Source organism: Arthrobacter sp. TB 23 (assembly GCF_000294595.1).
Lineage (GTDB): Bacteria > Actinomycetota > Actinomycetes > Actinomycetales > Micrococcaceae > Arthrobacter_D.
Window position 1 is genome coordinate 1 of sequence record NZ_ALPM01000060.1, and the last position, 17,933, is coordinate 17,933.

Below are 17,933 nucleotides of genomic sequence, written 5' to 3' on the forward strand. Positions count from 1 at the left end.
CGGCTGGCGGCCTGGGATCGGCAATGTTTCATCCCGCGGCCGGAGCACTGGTGGCACGATCAGCGCCAGCCGGGCAGGAGTCACTGCCGGTGGCCGTGTTCTCCGCCGTGGGAATGGCCGGGGCCGCGCTGGTACCGGTGGCAGTCCTCGGCAGTGTGACTTCCCTGGCCGGAGCGGCCGCCGTGCCGTTCACCGTGCCGCTGCTGGCCGTCGCCGTCGGCCTTCTATTCTCCCGCACCGTGCGCAGCGCAGCACCGCACGAGCACAAATATCCTACTCCATCGGGATCAGCGGACAACCCATCCATGGTGATGCCGGTAGCCGCGGCGGCGCTCCTGTCATTGACCGGCGTTACAGTCATGGCAAGCGCCCCACTGATCCTGGCCGCGGATCTGGGCGCGACCCATGCCCTGCTTGGTTACTCCGTTGCAGCCTACAGCGCGTCGGCGGCCGTCGGCGGGATACTCCTTGCACTGTGGGTGCGCCGGGTGAAGCTTCGAACCGTCATGCTCTCCGCCGCGGGCGCAGGAGTGCTTGCTTCCCTGGCCATGCCATATGTACCACTGGCATGGACCCCCGCGGCGATGGCCATTGCAGGTGCTGGGCTCGCCGGAACACTTCCGCTGCTGGTGACCTCAGCCAAAAAAGCCGGCGAGACCTCAGTCGGCCCAGCCTTCGCGAGAATCCTCGGCGTCGCTTCAGGACTCGGCGCCGTCGGATACACAGGTATCGGGCTACTGCAGGAACCGTTCGGATACGCACCCATCCTGACCCTAACGAGCGCGGCGGCCGGGACAGCCGCCCTGATTCTCCTCACCCGCCTGCCGGAAGCCCCAGGCAGCGCCGAAACAGCCATCCACGCCGCACTAAGCCGCTGCCCCTGTGCCGGATCCACCTGCAGCACCGTCCAGAAGGAACCGCTGCCGGTATAACTGGCCGGTGCTGCCATCGATAGCAGTCGAGGATTCAAACAAGGGGGCGTTGGGTGGATAGCAGAAACAGGTTCTCACCGATCGTTGCCCGGACGATGATCGTTCGTCATCCTGTCGGACCTGTCGCGTTTGACTGCGTCAAAATCATTTTCATTCGGGCGGGGTCCGCCCTGCTGTATAGCGAGTTCGGCGAGAGAACGGTGCGTCCGGGCAATGTGGTCATCCTGGCGGCACACACCTTATATGGCAACGAACCGGAGGAGACCATCACCGCCACAACGCTGTATCTGGATAGAATTTACCTCGTTGATCAGGTGTACTGGCAACACGCACCGATGCTCGCCGATCGGCTTGAAGCTCAGGATTTCATGGATGCCCGCTACACCGAGCCTGCCCAGATCCTGGATGTCGGCAGGCCCGGCACCGAAGATATGGCGATCTGCCCGTCGAGGCAGCAATGCGTCAGGTCGGCTGGCACAGTCGGGGCCATGCCGCCCGGATGTTCCGCCAGGCGGTCGGGGTTACCCCGACCCGTTATCGGCAGCTCAGCCGGAATCAGGCGCCAGCCTGAGACTACGATACACATGTCCGTTTCGGTGATACGCACATCCGCATCATCGCCCGACACCGCACCAGGGCGGTTTGTGGGCTGGTAACCCGGTGGGGATACGTCGGGTTCACCACCGCGCCGGACAGTCACATCGCCCATCCGTTGTCCGTCTCACGCTTGCTGGTATTCCCGGCGCACCTGATGGTCACCGAGCCCGATCGGCCCGGTGCTCAGGGTAGCGGGAGGAGACCGGGCGATGGTCAGGACACGGGAGCAAGACCAGGCCGCACGAGAAGCGAAGCTCGACGAGCTGCACGAGCGCCTGACCGGTGCTGTCGAACAGCTCGTCTCCGGCGATGATTGGCGCCGCGCGCTCACCTTCGCAGCACGGTTCAGAGCCAGATCATTCTCAAACACGCTGCTGATCTGGGCGCAGCATGGGGCGGGCTACGACGCTGGTCGTGTTCCGGAGCCGGTGCCGTCGCATGTGGCCGGGTATCGGCAGTGGCAGGGCCTGGGTCGGCAGGTGCAGAAAGGTCAGCCGGGGTACATGATCTTCCCCCCGGTCACCGGCCGCTTCGCGTCGTCGAACCCGACGGATGCCGAGTCCTGGCGGCGGCTCGGCAAGGGCGAGAAACCGCGGCCCGGCGAGGTGGTGCGGTCGAAGATGTTCGCGGTCCGGCCGGCCTACGTCTGGGACGCCTCCCAGACCACCGGCGATCCGATCCCGGAGCCGCCGGCACCGAAACTGCTGGAAGGCGAAGCACCAGCAGGACTCTGGGATGGCCTGGCCGCGCTGGTTGAGGAGCGCGGGTTCGCGGTGCTGCGGGTGCCCCACGAGGGGATGATCCACGGCGCCAACGGGATGACCGACTACACCGCGAAGACGGTCGCGGTCCGCGAGAACATGGACCCCGCCGCGCAGGTCAAGACCCTCGCCCACGAACTCGGCCACGTTCTGATGCACGGCCCCGACGCCGAAGACGCTCGCCAGCACCGCGGTATCGGGGAGGTTGAGGCCGAATCGGTCGCGCTCATGATCGGCGCCGCCCACGACATGGACACCAGCGGCTACACCATCCCGTACGTCTCGACGTGGGCGGCCAGAGTGCATGGCAAGGAACCGGTCGAGATCGTCAAAGCCACCGGCGAGCGCGTCCGCAAGACCGCCTCAACGATCCTGGACCAGCTCCACAGCGCCCAGATCAGTGACGGGACGCCGCCGGGTCTTGACCGTGAACCATCACATCGCGGCCAGCCGGCCCGAGAACAGGTCACGCACGAGCGGTCGGCGCCTGCACGGCCAGTGACGCGTCGGCGGGTGGAGCCGCTTCCGAAACCGGAGCCCGCGGCCGTGTCGCCGGGTTCGGTGCGGGGGCTGTGATGTTCACGCACGGTGGTTTCGCTGCCGCTCTGTTGCGGATGAACAAGTCCTTGTCACTGTCGGCTGCCGCGNNCAGCCGACGTCCCGGTGTTTCCGTGCGTGCCGGGCGGGAAGCGCCCCATCGCCGAGCATGGATTGCTCGATGCGACAACTGATCCCGGCCAGGTGGACGCGTGGTGGAGGCAAACGCCGACGGCGAACATCGGCCTGCCCACCGGTGCCGCCTCGGGTGTCGTGGTCGTCGACGTCGACGTGCACGGCCCGGTCAATGGTTACGAGGCATTTGCTCGCGCGGGCGGGGCCGGACTTGTGCACGGGTGGGAGTTCTTGGTGCGGTCCCCGTCGGGCGGGATGCACGCCTACTTCCCGGCCATCCTGGAGGCGGATCAACGGTCCTGGCAGGCGGCGCGTGCCGGGATCGACTTCCGCGGGGACGGCGGCTACATCATCGCCCCGCCGTCGCGCCGATTCATCAACGGCACCGAGATTCGGTATGAGGTGTACACGATCAGCACTGGCCCCGCCACAAGCCTGGATGCGGACCGGTTGCGGGACTTCCTCGACCCCCGTCCGGCACCTCGTCGCCCGGCGAGCCAGGATGTGGCGCGGGAGGCGGATCTGTCGCGGTTGGCGGGGTGGGTCGCCGCCCGTGGTGAGGGCGAACGCAATCGTGGCCTGTTTTGGGCCGCGTGTCGCCTCGCCGAGAACGGCTCTCCGGTCTCGGAGACCTTGGATGTGCTGTCGGCGGCGGCTTCGGAAGCGGGATTGGGTGAGCGGGAAATCACGGCGACCGTCCGCTCGGCCTACCGCACTACGCTCCCCCGCCGGCGGGAATCGTCGTCGTCGTCGGTGCAGGGCTCCTCGCCGCTGGCTACCGATGGCGGGTTCGCCCGAGACACCACACGCCAGTCGCCGTTGAGGGTTCGGGGACTGTGATGACGGCGCACGTCCGCAACCGACACGCGGGCCGGCGCTGGGCCGTGATCACCGCCGTTGCCGGAACGGTTTTCATCGCTGCCGGAGCCTTCTGGCTCAGTTTCACCGCGTTGGCTGATCTGGCCGCGCGGTCCGGGGTCGGTGGGAGGCAGGCGTGGGCGTGGCCGCTGATCGTCGACGGGATCATCGTGGTCGCCACCGTCGCTGTCGTCGCTCTCGCCGGCCACCGGTCGACCTGGTATCCGTGGGCGTTGCTGATCGGTGGCGCCGCGGTGTCGGTTACCGCGAACGCGATCCATGCCGTCGTCGCCGCCGATGCCGATGTCCCCGACGTGCTGGCCGCCAGTGTGGCGGCGGTGCCTCCGGTGGTGCTGCTGGCGATCACCCACCTGACGGTCATCCTCACCCGACCGCTCCCCGCCACCGACGGCCTGAGATCTGCCGAGCAGCTGGCAGAACTCTCCGCTGGACCCGCGGAGTCACGTACCAGCGCGCTGGCGACTCCGCCGAATGCCGGCGCCTCAGTAGAAGCCTCACCGGCAATCGACGCGGCTCCGCGCCCTCACACTGTCGCCGCGAGTACGAGTCGACGAGCGCACGCACGCGAGCTGCGTGACCGGGGGTGGTCGAACACTCGGATCGCCCGCGAACTCGGTGTCCATGCATCGACGGTGGGCCGGTGGTTCGCCAGCGCCCACCTCTCCGACAACACCGAACGCACCGATGCCGAGGAGGCGAAAAACTCATGAACCCCAATCACGACCCGCAGCATGAGCCCGAGCCGGACACAAGCCGCATCGCCACGGAGTCCGTCGAAAAGGTCGAGGCACCGGAAGCGGTCCAGGCCGCGAACACCTCCCGCCTCCGCAGTAACAACGACGAAACACCGATTCCGGGCGCGGGCCGGCGTGTACGGGGTGTGGAGTGGGTGCGGCCTACGGACCTGCTCACCCGCCACGGCGCAGAGCTGGCCGGTCGAGGTATCGACTTCGAGGTCGAACTAGTCCGCCGCACCCGCACCACCACGGCCACGCGCCTGCGGGGTCTCGGGGATCGGACGCGCCGGCTGCCGCCGCTGTCGGCCTTCGGCCGCAGCCAGAAGCTCCAGGCCGCTTCATTGAGGCCTGGAGTCGGGATGAGCTGAGCAGGGCAGCCGACCATGAGCACCACCGAGGCACCGAGCGAGAACGTCGCCTGTGGGGACGGCGTGCGCACCTGCTTGTCAGGAGGTGCCCTGACCATGACCGAGCACACGCACACCGTCACCACCGACAAGACGCCCGAGCCGGGCGGTGACTTCACGACCAGCGAGGGTCTACGCGCTTTGCTGCACCGACTCCACGCCGCCGGGCCGGGCGCATGGGGGCGCGACCCTACCGCGGCAAAACTGATGACCTTCACCGCGGAAAAGTACGCACCGTTGGCGCGCAAACACGGTCTGGACCCATGGGAGAGCGCTAGTGCGGCGTTCGATGTGATGCGCACCAAAGCGGCACGAGAGGCCGTCGATCCGTGGGCGGTGGTCACGCATGCGGTGCGGATCACCTGCGTCTTCGAAGAACGCGCCCAAGGCCTGCTCTGTTCAGTCCATCAGGCCAGACGTCCGCATGTATCGGCGTTTCATGATCCCGAACGCTTCGCGGATCGCGACAATCCACTGACGGATTACCACCCGGCGTTCCATGTCACCGATCACACCCAGACCACCCACGACGGTGACGACGGAGACGGCTCGGCGGCNCGGCGCGGGCGTGCACGTCGGCGTCATCTGCGGTCGAGGACGCGATCACCTTGTTCATGCTGCTGGACTGGCCACCGGCCACGGCACGGGCTGCGGTTGAGCATGTGTGCGGGGCGCTGGCGAGGATCGGCACCCGTCAGGGTACCTATGAAGCGCTGCGGCGGGACAAGCACGCCCGCGCACTCCTCGACATCCCCGGCCGCTCCTGGACCACCTTGCTGAAGACACTGCTTGGCAACCCCCACCCCCCTTACACCGCTACCGCGACCGGGCGGGGTGTGCTGCTGCGGCTGCTGATCGGCGAGACCCTGCCGGTGCTGCTGCGCGACGACGATCTCATCCTCGCTGTCTCTCTCGCAGCACAGAGCAGTGGGCATCGCGGAGGTGCCCAGTCGTGAGCGCGCCATCGGGACACATCGAACTAGAGCGCACGGTCGCCTCGATCATGGTGGGGCGGCGGCACCGTGCCGAGCTGGGTGACATCCATGAACTCGCCACCTCCATCGACCGCGGCGGCCTCCTGCAACCCGTTACCATCACCCCAGATGGTGTGCTCGTCTGTGGTGCGCGCCGGTTGGCGGCGATCAAGCAGCTCGGCTGGAAAACCGTCAACGTGTGGGTCCGCTCGGGCATCTCCGATCGACTCGGACATCTCCTCGCTGAGCAGGACGAAAACGTGTTGCACAAGCCGCTGACCCAGACCGAGGCGGCTGCCCTGTACCGGGAACTGAAAGCGCTCATGACCGAGGACGCCGCCCGCCGGCAGGCTTCGGCACGGTTCAGCACCGAGAATCAGCCGGGAGGCGACGGTGGTGCACATTTTGCACCACCGTCAAGCGGCGCACCCGGGAGGAGCCGTGAGCAGGCGGCGGCGATGATTCCCGGCGGTGCGTCCCACACCACGCTGGAGAAGATCGGCCACCTCCAGAAGATCGCTGACGACCCCGGCCAGCCCGCCGACTTGCGTGAGCAGGTGAGCGCTGAACTGAAGCGCATCGACGGTGGTGCCCCGGTGCACCCGATCTATGAAGCGGTGCGCGCCGCTGTCACCACGGCCCCGGAGGAGCGCGAGGCCAATCTGCATCAACTTGCCGCCGAGGCGCTCGTTCGTGCCAAGAAAGCGAAGAAGCGCACCCCCCGCTCCAAGCCAGTAGCCGACGATGGTGGTGAACCGGTGCGGTATCCGGTGCGGGCGTTCGTGCTGACCTGGACTGAACTGGCCGACTGGTGGACGCACTACGACATCGACCAGCTCGCCGCCGAACTGACCGACCAGCAAATCGAATCCTTCCTTGCGGCCGCTGAGGGCACGAGCCGGTTCGCCGAGGAGCTGCGCGCCGCCCGGGACAGACACAACAACACTGAATCCGTCCCGGCGCGGGGGCATCTGCGCGCGCTCTGACCTTCGACTTAGCCACGGGCGCTGTGGTGCACCTACCGGGCATGAAGATTCCCGACCTCCCCGAGCCTCGTTCCCGACACCGTCTGATCGCCGTGCTCGCCGTACTGGTGACGGTCCTCGTGCTGGCCGGCATCGGCGTCTACGGCCTCATCACCGGACCACCCACCACGAACGAGAGCGGCAGCGACGGGAGCCGGCCGCCTGGGCTGGTCCTCACATCACCGAGCCATCCGGTGCCTACTGCGACGCAGCGCCTGCCGACCGTACGCGCCTCGGACGATCCGGAGACCTTCGCCCGCAACATCGCGACCGCGTTGTTCGCCTGGGACACCGCCTCGGGGTTCATGCCCCTGGACTACACGAGCGTGATCCTCGCCGTCGGCGACCCCTCGGGTGCTGAGCAGGCCGGTGTCGCTTCCGACATCGCGACCTACCTGCCCAACCGGGAAGCCTGGACGGAACTGCGTCACTACGCCACCGCCCAGCACCTGACCATCGACGAGATGTTCGTGCCCGATGTCTGGGACACGGCCGTGGATCAGGCACAGCCCGGGCAGCTCGCCGAGGGCACCATCGCGTACACGATCAAGGGCACCCGCCACCGCACCGGCATCTGGAACGGCGAAGACGTCACCTCCGAGCATCCGGTGGCCTTCACCGTGTTCATCGTCTGCGCCCCGACCTACGACACCTGCCACCTGCTCCGGTTGTCCCAACTCGATAACCCACTCAGTTAGGCGCGAGGTGATTACTCGTGATGAAGAAGCTCACCATCGCCGCCCTCGCGCTGGCGTTCCTGGCGCCGTCGCTCGTACTGGTCGGTGTTGGGGTGGTGATGAACCCCGCCGCCACCGCCTCCTGCACCGCCGCGGGCACCAACCTCACAGTTGGCGACGTCCCTGGAGAACTCACCGTCACAACACCGAACGGTGAGACCTTCACGTTGAACAACACCCAGCTCACGCATGCGGCGACGATCATCGAGACCGGCACGAGCATCGACGGCATCACCCGTGACGGGCTGGTGATTGCGCTCATGGCCGCGCTGACCGAATCCACCCTCCGGATGCTGTCCAACACCAGCGCCTACCCCGAATCGGTGGGCTACCCCAACGACGGCGACGGCTCCGACAACGACAGCCTCGGCCTGTTCCAGATGCGCCCGCAGTCCGGCTGGGGCACGGTCGCCGACCTCATGGACCCCGTCTACCAGGCGCGGGCGTTCTTCGGCGGACCAAAAGGCCCCAACTATCCCTCACCGCGAGGGCTCTTGGACATCCCCGGCTGGGAGCAGATGGACAAGGGCGAAGCCGCCCAAGCCGTCGAAGTCTCCGCCTACCCGGACCGCTACCGGAATTACGAGCCCGTCGCCGAGACCATCTTGACCACCCTCACCGCAACCACCACAACCGTCGCTGGGGGCATCTCGACCGGCGGCACCGCGGTCCCTGCCGTGCAGACCGTCGCGGCCGAGTCCTCACGCGTCGTGTTCCCCCTCCCGGAGGACACCTGGGTGCACACCAGCGAGTACGGACCGAGGGTGCATCCGATCACCGGAGAAGACGCCTTCCACACCGGCACGGACTTCGCCGCACCGGACGGCACCCCGATCCTCGCGGCCGCGGACGGCATCGTTACCGTCGCCGAGTACTCCGGCGGCTATGGCGGGCTCATCGTCATAGAGCACACCATCGCCGGGCAGGCCGTCGCGACCGGGTATGGGCACATGTGGGAACACGGCATCCATGTCACCACCGGCGACCAGGTGACCGCCGGGCAGCACATCGGCGACGTCGGCTCCTCCGGCTACTCGACGGGGCCGCATCTGCACTTCGAGGCCCGCACCGGTGGCACCAGCGGCGAGCACACCGACCCCGCCGCCTGGCTCACCAGCCACGACGCCGCCGACCTCCTCGAACCAGCGACCGCAACACCGGCCGGCTGCGACCCCGACACCAGTGTTCCCGGTCGCGTCCCAGACCCGCTCGACGGCGACCCGGACCGGATGGTGGATGACCCCACGAGCGACGGGCAGATCACCGCCCGCCTTCTGCACCTCTACGCCCGCGGCATCGCCACCTTCCCCGACACCTCCTGGGCCTGCTATTCACCGCGGCCCGGCACCGTATCCGAGCACCCCCTCGGCCGGGCCTGTGACCTCACATTCGGCAACGCCATCGGCCAGCACCCCACCCCGTCGCAGCTCGAAGCCGGGTGGGAGGCCACCAACTGGATGAAGGACCACGCCGAGACCCTCGGCGTGGAGTACCTGATCTGGCAAGGCAAAATCTGGACCCTCGCCCGCGACGACGAAGGCTGGCGGGACTACGACGGCGGCGGCATGCACGACCCCAGCGACGTGACCGGAGGCCACTACGACCACCTCCACGTCACCGTCCGGTCCAGGATCTGAGCGGCATGGACGTGTTCCCCGACTTCGAGGGCCTCAGCGGAATCGGCGATCTGCGCGAGGTGATCGGCGCACTGCTGACCTTCGCGCTCATTATTGCCGTGCTGATGCTGATCGTGTGCGCCATCATCTGGGCCATCGCCACCAGCAACGGAAACCACGCTGCTGCAACCAAAGCGCGTATCGGCGCATGGACCGCCTTGGGTGCTGCGGTCCTCGCCGGCGGCGGGGTCGCGTGGATGAACTGGCTCATCGACCTCGGCCAGCAACTCTGAACCCTGCTCGCCCATCGAACCTCTGCCACCGGCGGTGTCTGGGGTGGGCGGTGCACCTGAACTGCGAGAACCACCCGCCTCGCCAGTAAAGGAGCACTCCGCCGTGAACACCCTGACCCTCGCCATCGAAGCCGCCAGCCTGTACGGTCCCGCGTTGCCGATGCAGATCGACATCAACCCCAACAGCGACGGCCTACCCGGCATCACCCAACTGCGCACCATCGTCGGGGCGATCATGACCATCGGCCTGATCCTGTCCGTCCTCGCGCTGATCATCAGCGCGATCGTATGGGGCTTCGGCGCCAACTCCTCCAACCCGCACCTGGCCGGCAGAGGGAAGGTCGGCGTCCTCGTGAGCTGCGGTGCCGCGGTCATCTGCGGTGCCAGTGTGACGCTGATCAACTTCTTCTGGAACGTCGGCCAGCAGGTCTGACCCCGCCCACCAACACCCGAGTAAGAGGGAGTGATCTGTGGTGGCTGTGTGCGACGTCCCCATCATCTCGTCCGTGTGCGACACTGCCGGCGAAGCCGCCGCCAGTTTGGTGGCGGCGCCGTTCGACTGGCTCGCCCAAGCGATGGGAGCAGCAGCGGGATGGCTGTTCGAGGCCGTCTGGGCGGTATTCGACACGACCACGCTGGTCGATGTCACCCGCGAGGAGTACGTGGCGGTCTACAACATCCTGTTCGGCATCGCGGTTTTCGTGATGCTGCTGTTCTTCTTCCTCCAACTCATCACCGGACTGATCCGACGTGACCCCACTACACTGTCTCGCGCCGCACTCGGTTTGGCGAAGTCGGTCCTCGGGTCGTTCGTGGTCATCACGCTGACCGCATTGCTGTTGGAAATCGTCGACCAGCTCTGCATCGGGATCATCCAGGCCGCCGGCGAGACCACCGAATCCATGGGCGACAAGATCACCCTGCTCGCGGCCGGCCTGGTCGGGATCAACATCGCCGCACCCGGTGTCGGGGCGATTATCACGATCTTCCTCGCCGGGCTCGCGATCAGTGCAGCCGCCATCGTCTGGTTCTCTCTCCTCGTCCGCAAAGCCCTGTTGCTGGTCGCCATCGTGCTCGCGCCGCTGGCCTTCTCCGGTGCATCGTGGGATGCCACGCGTGGGTGGATCAGCAAGTGGGCGATGTTCGTCATCGCGCTGATCTGCTCCAAGCTCGTCCTCGTCGTCATGTTCCTCGTCGCCATCACCCAGGTGTCGGCGCCGATTGACGGGGACTTGTCATCGGTCAGCGATCCGATCGCCGGGATCGTACTCATGGCGATGGCTGCCTTCGCGCCGTACCTGACGTACAAGTTCCTCTCGTTCGTGGGATTCGACATGTACCACGCGATCGGGTCCGAGCAGGACGCGAAAAATGCGCTCAACCGGCCCGTCCCGTCACCGACCAAGCCGCAAAGCAGCGGCGAGCCGAAGAAGGTCCTCGACGGAGGCAGCGGCAGCGGCAGTGCGAGCAACGGTGGCGGGGGCCACGGTGGGGGTGCCAAGGGCGATGGTGCCGGTGGGCAGAGCCCACTCCAGCCGAGGAACCCCAGAGTCCAGGCCCCGGACGGAACCGCCGGAGCAGGCGGAGGCAACGCCGCCGCGGACGGGTCCGCAGGAGCTGGGTCAAGTGCCGGCGCGGGAGCTGGCGCGAGCGGCGGAGCAGGAGTTGGTACAGCGGCGGCTGGTCCCGCAGCAGCGGCAGTTGTTGCCGGGAAGGTCGCCAAGGATGCCGCGAGCGCTGGACCCATAGCCGGTAAAGCCCTCGGCGGCCACGGTGAGACCGCAGCAAACTCGGCCGCTCAGACCGGCAGCACGCCACCGCAACCGGCGCAAGCAGCACCGCCACCGTCCATACCGGGGCCAAAAGCTCCATCAGCGGGTCGGCCCACACCGGCACCGCAAGCACCGCAAGCGGCTCCATTTACGCCTGAATCGGCCCCGCCGAAGCAGACACCGACTCCAATGAAGCCAACGCCGCGTCCGCCGAAGCAACCACTGCCGCCGGTACCGAAGCCCACCGGGAAGGAGTGAAGAGGCCGTGACTAAGACGAAGAACGAGCGCCCGGCCTCGTCGGAGCTGGTGCCGGTGAAGTTCTCCCGGCTCACCCGTCGGGGCGTGCTGTTAGGACTGTCGCTGGCACAGCTGATCACGTTGACGATCGGCGTGCTCTCAGTCGTCGGCGCCCTCTACGGCGGTGGTGGCATCCTTTTGGCCTACACCGCGCCCGTCTGGGTGCTCGCGGTCGCACTGACGTGGATACCCATCACGGGACGTCCGGCCATCGAGTGGCTGCCGGTCGCGTTCTGGTGGCTCTGGCGGTCCACCGGCGGGCAGCTTCTGTACCGGCGGCGGGTGGTGACACCGCGTCCGGTCGGCACCCTCGCACTTCCCGGTGACATGGCCCGGCTGCGGGAGTACACCGACCCCCAGAGCGGCGCCGGGATGATCCACGACCCCCACCAGCAGACCCTAACGGTCGTGTGCGAGGTGTCGCATGCGGCATTCGTCCTCCTCGATCCGGGCGAGCAGGAACGCCGCGTCATCTCCTGGGGCCGCGTCCTAGCGACCCTCTGCCGCTCGGGCCGCATCGCCACCCTCCAGGTGCTGGAGCGCACCCTGCCGGACTCCGGCACCGGACTCGCCGAATGGTGGGCCTCCCACGGCACCGCCGATGACAGCTGGGCGGCGACCACCTACGCCGAACTCATCGACCGCGCCGGCCCCGCCGGCGAACGCCACGCAACCACGCTGTCTCTGTCGCTGGACATGAGGACCGCCGCCCGGCAGATCAGGACCGCAGGCGGCGGTATCCGCGGCACCGCAGCCGTACTCCGCCAAGAAATGAGCACGATGGTCGCCGCCCTGCGATCAGCCGACCTGACCCCCTCGGGGTGGCTCACCCCTGGACAGATCGCCGTCATCCTTCGTGGTGCGTACGACCCGGCGATCGCTGCGACGCTGCAGCGACACGGTGAGCTGGGCCAGAGCCTTGCCACCGCCGGGCCTGTCGCCGTGAACGAATCATGGACGAGACTACGCACCGACTCGGCACATCATGCGGTGCTGTGGATCTCGGAATGGCCCCGCTCGATGGTCTACCCCGGCTTCCTGTCCCCGGTGCTGCTCTCCACCGGCATCCAGCGGAGCTTCTCGCTGCTCTGCACGCCGATGCGATCCGACCAGGCGGCCAGGGACATCCGCAAGAAGAAGGTCGAGCACATCAGCAACGCCACCCAGCGAGCGAAGATCGGCCAAATCGAAGATGCCGCCCTCACCGCCGAGTACCACGACGTCCTCCAGCAGGAAGCCGACCTGACCGCCGGCCACGGCGTGCTGCGCTATACCGGCCTCATCAGCGTCTCCGCCCCGACAATCGACGAGCTGGAGGCCGCCGTCGCCGCCATCGAACAGGCCGCGATCCAAGCCTCATGCGAGACCCGGCTACTCGTCGGCCAGCAGGCCGCCGCGTTCACCGCCGCAGCGCTCCCGCTCTGCCGCCGCATTTGACAAATCCGCTGGGCAAGTTGTGTCAGGTGCGCGCACCTGACCCGTGACCCCGAATCCGGGGATTCGCCTGAGTTCACGGGAGGCCGTTCATGCCCACGTTCCACAACCCACTCGCCGATGCCGCCGAGGCATCCGAAGCGCTGCGCGGTCTCGCCCACGCCAGCCTCGCTTTCGACAACCCCGCCGACACGTACGCCGTGCTCAGTGACCTGACCTCCGGGGTACGGTCGCTTCGGCAGGTGCTCGACCAGCTCGCGAATGCTCACCTGGCCCACCGCGGCCGTGCCCACGACGACCATGGCGACCATCCCAGCGGGGCGGACCGTGCCCTCGCCGCTTCGGACGAGCTGCACCAGGCCGGCACACTGCTGGATCAGGTGCACGACCGGCTCGATACAGCGTTCGGTCATGCGGGCAGGATCGCCTGGCACCCCGATCCCGCTCTCGACCAAGAGCCACTAACGAAGACTGCCACGCGACGGTGGGTCTCTGTGGTGTTCCTCCAAGGTGAGGATGCCGATGAGGTGCTCGATCTGATCGACCGTGATGGAGCAGCCGCCGCGATCGAGCACTTGAAGGGTTTCGACTACGGGTACGAGACCACCGTCGCAGCGTTGGAGAATGGGTACGTCTACGACGAGCCACCGAGCGGCGCGCTCGACCGGTCCGTGACCGCGGACGGCTACACCCTCACCTCGAACGCGGCGATGGGGCACGTGAGCCTGCTTCGTCAGCACACTGTGCTCACCGAAGACGCGCTTCCCGAACCCGGCACCGCAACCGCACGTGAGACGAGTGTCGGACACGATGTTCCCGTGCCGAACGAAGAAGAGACGGCCGCTCCGCGTGTACGGCGTGCGCCTGATCCTTCGTGGTTCGAGCAACCCGGCTTTGCCGGGGTGAAGCAGTCCCGGGGACTGTCACTGTGAGCGAACACGAGCGGCTGCACACCTCTGTCCTGGTCGCCCTGGCCTCCGACCGGCGCTGGCTGCGCAAGCAGCGCCGGCAGGCTGCCGTCCGGCTCCAGACTGAACAGCATCGCGCCGAGCAGACAGCCGCGAAAGCGGAAGCGGAGGCCCGGCGGAGCGAACGGCGCGCCACCACCTTTCTGTCTGCCGCGGGTGAACCCGGCCCGGCCGCGCTACGCACCCCCGGCCGGTCCCGCCTGCCGAGGCATCAGGACACGTCGGCGACGTTGGCAGGGGCGTATCCGTTCATCGCCGAAGGCGGTCTCGGCTCCGACGGGGTGTTCGTCGGCCAAGACCTTTACTCTGGCGGCAGCTTCGTGTACGACCCGTGGGTGCTCTACGCCCGTGGCGTCATCACGGCCCCGAACGTTGTCCTGGCCGGGATCGTCGGCTCTGGCAAGTCCAGCCTGGCGAAGTCGCTCTACACGCGATCGTTGCCGTTCGGGCGGCGGGTCTATATTCCCGGTGATCCGAAGGGCGAGCACACCGCGGTCGCCGAGGCTGTCGGTGGTCAGGCGATCGTCCTCGGCCATGGGCTCAACACGCGACTGAACCCACTTGACGAGGGCCACCGGCCCTCCGGGCTCTCAAATGAGCAGTGGGCCATCACGGTCGCGGCCCGCCGCCGCGACCTGATCGGGTCGCTGACCGAGACCGTCCTCGCTCGGGATCTGACGCCATTGGAGCACACCGCGATCGACCTGGCACTGAGCGAGACTGTGCGGGAAAACACCGTGCCGATCCTGCCGATGGTAGTCGATCGCGTCCTCACCCCCAGCGCGGACGCCGACGACCGGTTGGCCGAAGACGGCCGGCTCGTCGGCCACGCCCTGCGCCGCCTGGTCGCCGGCGACCTCGCCGGGCTGTTCGACGGACCATCCACGGTGGCGTTCGACCCGTCCCTGCCGATGATCTCCCTGGACCTGTCCCGTGTCACCGAGAACAGCACGTTGATCTCAGTGCTGATGACGTGCTCGTCGGCGTGGATGGAGTCCGCCTTATTGGACCCCAACGGTGGGCAGCGGTGGGTGATCTATGACGAGGCGTGGCGGCTCATGTCCCACCCGGCACTGCTGCGACGGATGGACGCACATTGGCGGCTGGCCAGGCATTACGGGATCGCGAACATGCTGATCTTCCACAAGCTCTCCGACCTCGACAACGTCGGCGACGCCGGCTCCGCCATGCGATCCCTCGCCAGCAGCCTGCTCGCCAACGCCGAGACCCGGATCGTATACCGGCAAGAGCCCGATCAGCTCGGCCCCACCGCTATTGCTCTCGGGCTCACCGGCACCGAACAGAAACTTCTCCCCTCGTTAGGTGTCGGGCAGGGGCTCTGGCGTATCAAAGACAGGGCCTTCGTAACCCAACACCAGCTGCATCCCGCTGAACTGGAATTGTTCGACACCAGCTCCAGGCTCATCTCAGGGGTAAAGCGATGAACCGCAAACCCCCACGACGTTCGACCTGGCAGGAATCCGAACAGACGCCGGTCGTACTGCCGCACGTGATCATCACCGTCACTGAGCCGGGCGTTCTGAAGGTCACGGTCGACGGGAACCCCTTCCCACCGCCAGCCGACGAACACATATGGACGCGGAACGCCTTCGGAATCCTGCTGAATGCCATCACCAAGGACCGGACATCCGCGGTGCGCATAGAGATCCGTGAGACTGACGGGAGCGTGTTCACCGACATCATCCGACCCGGCAGACGCACCACTCGTGAACCACCCTCAGCAGCCGAACTGGAGAAGCAATGCGGTAATCACGCCACGAGAACGCGCGCACCGCAGTTGATCGAGGTCACCGCTGACGGGTTCGCGTCCGATGAGAACATCGCCGTCGCGGTCATTGTCTCCCACACCGACGCCGCCGGTACTGGTCATGCCCATACCCTCCTCGACAAGACCCAACACGCTTCACTTCTGCGCGACGGCTGCGGCGAGGTGGTGCTGCTCGGGCGCATCTCGGGCGCCGTCCATGTTCGGCGGCTGCCGTGAACGCGTCCCAGCAGCGCCAAGGTGGTTCGTTCGGCGACGAGCTGACCAACGCCGCCCTCGTCGGACTAGTGGCGATGTTCGGTGCCGCACTGATCCTGCGCGCGGCGGGATCAGTGGCCGCGTTTCTCACCGGCACGCCCCAACCTGCCGCCGGCCCCGCCTCCGGGCTGAGGGTACTGTTCAACCCTGGCGATCCCGCTACAGCGCTCGACGCCGCCGGCCTCAACGCGGTGACGTACTGGATTGTCACAGCGATCCTGCTCACCGGCCTCGCGACGGCAGGGACATGGGTATGGATGCGGCTGCGTCGCCACTCCCGCAAGTTCGAGACGGATCCGCGGCGCCTTGCCGGCACCGCCACCGCCTACGAGGTAAACCAGAGCGCCTCCGCCAAGGCGCTACTGCACCGTGCCCGGACGCTGCGTCCGTCGCTGAACAATCCCGCTCCTGCGGACGTCGGATACCGGATCGGCACCTCCAAGGGACGGGACGTGTGGGCCAGCGTGGAGGACTCGATCCTGCTCATCGGACCACCCCGATCCGGCAAAGGCCTCCAGGTCGTCATCAACGCCATCCTCGACGCCCCCGGCGCCGTCGTCACCACCAGCACACGCCCGGACAACCTCACCGCGACCCTGCGCGCCCGAGAGCGCCTCGGCCCGGTGGCGGTGTTCGACCCCCAGCACCTCGCCGTAGGCATCCCCGGCGGACTCCGCTGGTCGCCGGTCCGCGGGTGCGAGGACCCGCTGACGGCGATGATCCGCGCCACCGGCCTTGCCGCTGCCACTGGATTGTCCGCCGGCGGCGTCGATTCGGGCGGGTTCTGGGAAGGTAAGACCCGCACCGCACTTCAAGCCCTTCTACATGCCGCTGCCCTCGACTACCGGTCACCGGCTGAACTGTTCCGATGGACACTCGACCCGTCTGCGGCTGCCGAAGCCGTCGCGATCCTCACCAACTCGCCTATGGCCGCGACCGGGTGGGCGGAATCGCTCGGGGCAATGATCGACGCCGATCCGAAGACACGCGACAGCATCTGGCAGGGCGTCGCCCTGGCCCTCGGTGCCCTTGCCGACCCCCGCGTGCTCAATGAGGTGTCGCCCGGGCCGGGTGAGGGCTTCGACCCCGAGACCTTCATCCGCGACCGCGGCACCCTCTACCTGCTGGCCACGGGCGCCGGCGCCGGCGCATCCGCCGCCCTGGTGGCCGCGTTCGTGGAGGACCTCGTCGAAACTGCCCGGAAGCTCGCTGCCCGCTCACCCGGCGCAAGGCTCGATCCGCCCCTGCTGCTTGCCCTCGACGAAATCGGCAACCTCGCACCGTTGCCATCGCTACCGACCTTGATGGCCGAAGGCGGTGGCACCGGCATCACCACCCTGCCCGTCCTCCAATCGTTGGCCCAAGCGCGCGACAAGTGGAACGACAACGCGGCCGGCGCGATCTGGGACGCCTCCATCGTCAAGATCATCCTCGGCGGCGCCTCCAACAGCCGGGACCTCCAAGACCTCTCCACGCTGATCGGCGAGCGCGACGAGTACACCGACTCCGTCACCCTCGGAGACCACGGCACCCGCTCCAATCAGCGCTCAGTGCGCCGTGTCGCGATTCTTCCACCCGACCGGATCAGAACCCTGCCGTTCGGCACCGGGATCACGCTCCTGCGCTCCGCACCACCGATCGTCACCGACCTACGTGCCTGGCCTACCCGGCCGGACGCCGCCAGGTTGAAGATCGACCGAGACGAGATCGAAGCACTGCTCCGCCACCCTGCGCAGTCGTGAGCCCTGCATGGGTAAGGGCCGTGCACCTGACTGACACAGCGACCA

17 protein-coding genes and 1 pseudogene are annotated in these 17,933 nt (G+C 67.4%); all 18 read left to right on the top strand.

The window, feature by feature from the left end; genetic code table 11:
- The coding region (locus tag B384_RS0108165) for a hypothetical protein (RefSeq protein WP_019482627.1) at nucleotides 1-932 on the top strand (932 nt) is incomplete at its 5' end.
- A 53-nt stretch (nucleotides 933-985) separates the two neighbouring features.
- Entirely contained in the window at nucleotides 986-1,588 is a 603-nt protein-coding gene (locus B384_RS19665; RefSeq protein WP_337459694.1) for a hypothetical protein, read from the top strand.
- A gap of 150 nt (nucleotides 1,589-1,738) precedes the next feature.
- Entirely contained in the window at nucleotides 1,739-2,866 is a 1,128-nt protein-coding gene (locus B384_RS20795; protein WP_019482628.1) for an ArdC-like ssDNA-binding domain-containing protein, read from the top strand.
- A gap of 87 nt (nucleotides 2,867-2,953) precedes the next feature.
- Entirely contained in the window at nucleotides 2,954-3,802 is an 849-nt protein-coding gene (locus tag B384_RS18300) for a bifunctional DNA primase/polymerase (protein WP_443110856.1), read from the top strand.
- On the top strand, nucleotides 3,802-4,551 hold the full coding sequence (locus tag B384_RS0108185; RefSeq protein ID WP_019482630.1) for a DUF2637 domain-containing protein: 750 nt from the start codon (nucleotides 3,802-3,804) through the stop codon (nucleotides 4,549-4,551). The genes B384_RS18300 and B384_RS0108185 overlap by 1 nt, the downstream gene beginning before the upstream one ends.
- On the top strand, nucleotides 4,548-4,946 hold the full coding sequence (locus B384_RS0108190) for a hypothetical protein (protein WP_019482631.1): 399 nt from the start codon (nucleotides 4,548-4,550) through the stop codon (nucleotides 4,944-4,946). Before B384_RS0108185 ends, B384_RS0108190 begins: the two co-directional genes overlap by 4 nt.
- A 96-nt stretch (nucleotides 4,947-5,042) precedes the next feature.
- A pseudogene (locus B384_RS18305) lies at nucleotides 5,043-5,941 on the top strand (hypothetical protein).
- On the top strand, nucleotides 5,938-6,945 hold the full coding sequence (locus tag B384_RS0108200; protein WP_019482634.1) for a ParB N-terminal domain-containing protein: 1,008 nt from the start codon (nucleotides 5,938-5,940) through the stop codon (nucleotides 6,943-6,945). Before B384_RS18305 ends, B384_RS0108200 begins: the two are co-directional and overlap by 4 nt.
- A 41-nt stretch (nucleotides 6,946-6,986) precedes the next feature.
- Nucleotides 6,987-7,682: a hypothetical protein gene (locus B384_RS0108205; protein ID WP_019482635.1), complete on the top strand. Its 696-nt coding sequence runs from the start codon at nucleotides 6,987-6,989 to the stop codon at nucleotides 7,680-7,682.
- Nucleotides 7,683-7,702: 20 nt separating this feature from the next.
- On the top strand, nucleotides 7,703-9,358 hold the full coding sequence (locus tag B384_RS0108210) for a M23 family metallopeptidase (protein ID WP_019482636.1): 1,656 nt from the start codon (nucleotides 7,703-7,705) through the stop codon (nucleotides 9,356-9,358).
- Nucleotides 9,359-9,363: 5 nt separating this feature from the next.
- Complete coding sequence (locus B384_RS0108215) at nucleotides 9,364-9,630, top strand: DUF6112 family protein (protein WP_019482637.1); 267 nt, start codon at nucleotides 9,364-9,366, stop codon at nucleotides 9,628-9,630.
- 160 nt (nucleotides 9,631-9,790) lie between these two features.
- Complete coding sequence (locus B384_RS0108220) at nucleotides 9,791-10,063, top strand: DUF6112 family protein (RefSeq protein ID WP_050994907.1); 273 nt, start codon at nucleotides 9,791-9,793, stop codon at nucleotides 10,061-10,063.
- 40 nt (nucleotides 10,064-10,103) lie between these two features.
- Nucleotides 10,104-11,660, top strand: coding sequence for a conjugal transfer protein TrbL (locus B384_RS0108225; RefSeq protein ID WP_035766772.1), 1,557 nt, complete (start codon nucleotides 10,104-10,106; stop codon nucleotides 11,658-11,660).
- A 7-nt stretch (nucleotides 11,661-11,667) separates the two neighbouring features.
- On the top strand, nucleotides 11,668-13,137 hold the full coding sequence (locus B384_RS0108230; protein WP_019482640.1) for an SCO6880 family protein: 1,470 nt from the start codon (nucleotides 11,668-11,670) through the stop codon (nucleotides 13,135-13,137).
- Nucleotides 13,138-13,226: 89 nt separating this feature from the next.
- The gene (locus B384_RS0108235; RefSeq protein ID WP_019482641.1) at nucleotides 13,227-14,066 is read left to right on the top strand and encodes a hypothetical protein; all 840 of its coding nucleotides are present in this window, start codon (nucleotides 13,227-13,229) and stop codon (nucleotides 14,064-14,066) included.
- Complete coding sequence (locus B384_RS0108240) at nucleotides 14,063-15,547, top strand: ATP-binding protein (protein WP_019482642.1); 1,485 nt, start codon at nucleotides 14,063-14,065, stop codon at nucleotides 15,545-15,547. Before B384_RS0108235 ends, B384_RS0108240 begins: the two co-directional genes overlap by 4 nt.
- A complete protein-coding gene (locus tag B384_RS0108245; protein ID WP_019482643.1) occupies nucleotides 15,544-16,107 on the top strand; it encodes a hypothetical protein in 564 nt (187 codons plus the stop codon). Before B384_RS0108240 ends, B384_RS0108245 begins: the two co-directional genes overlap by 4 nt.
- Nucleotides 16,108-16,181: 74 nt before the next feature.
- Entirely contained in the window at nucleotides 16,182-17,888 is a 1,707-nt protein-coding gene (locus B384_RS0108250) for a type IV secretory system conjugative DNA transfer family protein (protein ID WP_083850887.1), read from the top strand.
- The last annotated feature ends 45 nt before the right edge of the window (nucleotides 17,889-17,933 follow it).